The organism is Duganella sp. BJB476 (assembly GCF_003416895.1).
Lineage (GTDB): Bacteria > Pseudomonadota > Gammaproteobacteria > Burkholderiales > Burkholderiaceae_D > Rugamonas.
In genome coordinates this window covers 1-2,659 of sequence record NZ_QVIO01000022.1, presented here as the reverse complement: position 1 = coordinate 2,659, position 2,659 = coordinate 1, and the positions used below count along the sequence as shown (strand labels likewise).

The window sequence follows — 2,659 nt, the reverse complement described above, 5'->3', positions numbered from 1 at the left end:
GCGGCGATGGCGTTGGTGCTCAGGCCCGCCACTTGGGCGGTGCTCAGCGTGCTCGCTTGCGCGGTGGTCAGCGCGACGATCTGGTTGGTGGTCAGGCCGGACACGGCGGCGGTGCTCAGCGCGGCGACCTGGTTGGTCGACAGCGCGGCAACCTGTGCCGTGGCCAGGCCCACCAGTTGCGAGCTGCGCAGGGCGGCGACGTTGGCGGTGGTCAGGCCGACGATGTCGGCGGTCTCGATGGCGCCGATGGCGTTGCTGGTGAAGGCGGCAACTTGTGCCGAGCTCATGCTGCTCAGCTGAGCCGAGGTCAGTGCAACCACCTGGTCGGTGGTCAGCGCGGCGATACCGGCGGTGCTCAGCGCGGCCAGCGAAGCGGTGGCCAGGGTGTTGACTTGCTTGGTGGTCAGCGCGGCGGCCTGGGCGGAGCTCAGGGCGGCGATGGCGGCGGTCTTGATAGCGGACAAGTCAGCGGTTTCCAGCGCGGCGATCGAATTGGTCGACAGCGCGGCCACTTGCGCGGTGCTCAGCGCGGCGGCTTCGGTGGTGGTCAGCGCGACGACCTGGTCGGTCGTCAGCGCCTTGACTTGATTCGCGCTCAGGGCGGCGATCGCGTCCGACTTCAGTGCAGCGAAGTCGGCCGTTTCCAGTGCGGCGATGGCGTTGGTGCTCAGGCCGGCCACTTGCGCGGTGCTCAGCGTGCTCGCTTGCGCGGTGGTCAGCGCGACGATCTGGTTGGTGGTCAAACCGAACACGGCGGCGGTGCTCAGCGCGGCGATCTGGTTGGTCGACAGCGCGGCCACTTGTGCCGTGGCCAGGCCCACCAGTTGCGAGCTGCGCAAGGCGGCGACATTGGCGGTGGTCAGGCCGACGATGTCGGCGGTTTCGATGGCGCCGATGGCGTTGCTGGTGAAGGCGCTAACTTGTGCCGAGCTCATGCTGCTCAATTGAGCCGAGGTCAGTGCGACCACCTGATCGGTGGTCAGCGCGGCGATACCGGCGGTGCTCAGCGCTGCCAGCGAAGCGGTGACCAGGGTGTTGACTTGCTTGGTGGTCAGCGCGGCGGTCTGGGCCGAGCTCAGGGCGGCGATGGCGGCCGTCTTGATGGCCGACAGGTCGGCCGTTTCCAGCGCGGCGATCGAATTGGTCGACAGCGCGGCCACTTGCGCGGTGCTCAGCGCGGCGGCTTCGGTGGTGGTCAGCGCGACGACCTGATCAGTCGTCAGTGCCTTGACCTGGTTGACGCTCAGGGCGGCGATCGCGTCGGATTTCAGCGCTGCGAAGTCGGCCGTTTCCAGCGCGGCGATGGCGTTGGTGCTCAGGCCGGCCACTTGCGCGGTGCTCAGCGTGCTCGCTTGCGCGGTGGTCAGCGCGACGATCTGGTTGGTGGTCAGGCCGGACACGGCGGCGGTGCTCAGCGCGGCGATCTGGTTGGTCGACAGCGCGGCAACCTGCGCCGTGGCCAGGCCCACCAGTTGCGAGCTGCGCAGGGCAGCCACGTTGGCGGTGGTCAGGCCGACGATGTCGGCGGTTTCGATGGCGCCGATGGCGTTGCTGGTGAAGGCGGCAACCTGCGCCGAGCTCATGCTGCTCAACTGGGCCGAGGTCAGTGCGACCACCTGGTCGGTGGTCAGCGCGGCGATGCCGGCGGTGCTCAGCGCGGCCAGCGAAGCGGTGGCCAGGGTGTTGACTTGCTTGGTGGTCAGCGCGGCGGTCTGGGCCGAGCTCAGGGCGGCGATGGCGGCGGTCTTGATGGCCGACAGGTCGGCGGTTTCCAGCGCGGCGATCGAATTGGTCGACAGCGCGGCCACTTGCGCGGTGCTCAGCGCGGCGGCTTCGGTAGTGGTCAGCGCGACGACCTGATCAGTCGTCAGTGCCTTGACCTGGTTGACGCTCAGGGCGGCGATCGCGTCCGACTTCAGTGCTGCGAAGTCGGCGGTTTCCAGCGCGGCGATGGCGTTGGTGCTCAGGCCGGCCACTTGGGCGGTGCTCAGCGTGCTCGCTTGCGCGGTGGTCAGCGCGACGATCTGGTTGGTGGTCAGGCCGGACACGGCGGCGGTGCTCAGCGCGGCGATCTGGTTGGTCGACAGCGCGGCCACTTGCGCGGTCGCCAGGCCCACCAGTTGCGAGCTGCGCAGGGCAGCGACGTTGGCGGTGGTCAGGCCGACGATGTCGGCGGTCTCGATGGCGCCGATGGCGTTGCTGGTGAAGGCGGCAACCTGTGCCGAGCTCATGCTGCTCAGCTGGGCCGAGGTCAGTGCGACCACCTGGTCGGTGGTCAGCGCGGCGATGCCGGCGGTGCTCAGCGCGGCCAGCGAAGCGGTGGCCAGGGTATTGACTTGCTTGGTGGTCAGCGCGGCGGCCTGGGCGGAGCTCAGGGCAGCGATGGCGGCCGTCTTGATGGCCGACAGGTCGGCCGTTTCCAGCGCGGCGATCGAATTGGTCGACAGCGCAGCCACTTGCGCGGTGCTCAGCGCGGCAGCTTCGGTGGTGGTCAGGGCGACAACCTGGTCGGTCGTCAGTGCCTTGACCTGGTTGACGCTCAGGGCGGCGATCGCGTCCGACTTCAGTGCTGCGAAGTCGGCCGTTTCCAGCGCGGCGATGGCGTTGGTGCTCAGGCCCGCCACTTGGGCGGTGCTCAGCGTGCTCGCTTGCGCGGTGG

The 2,659-nt window shown here is 69.0% G+C and carries 1 pseudogene; it reads right to left on the bottom strand.

The window, feature by feature from the left end:
- Positions 1–2,659: pseudogene (locus D0T21_RS31425) on the bottom strand (heme utilization protein); the annotation flags it as partial.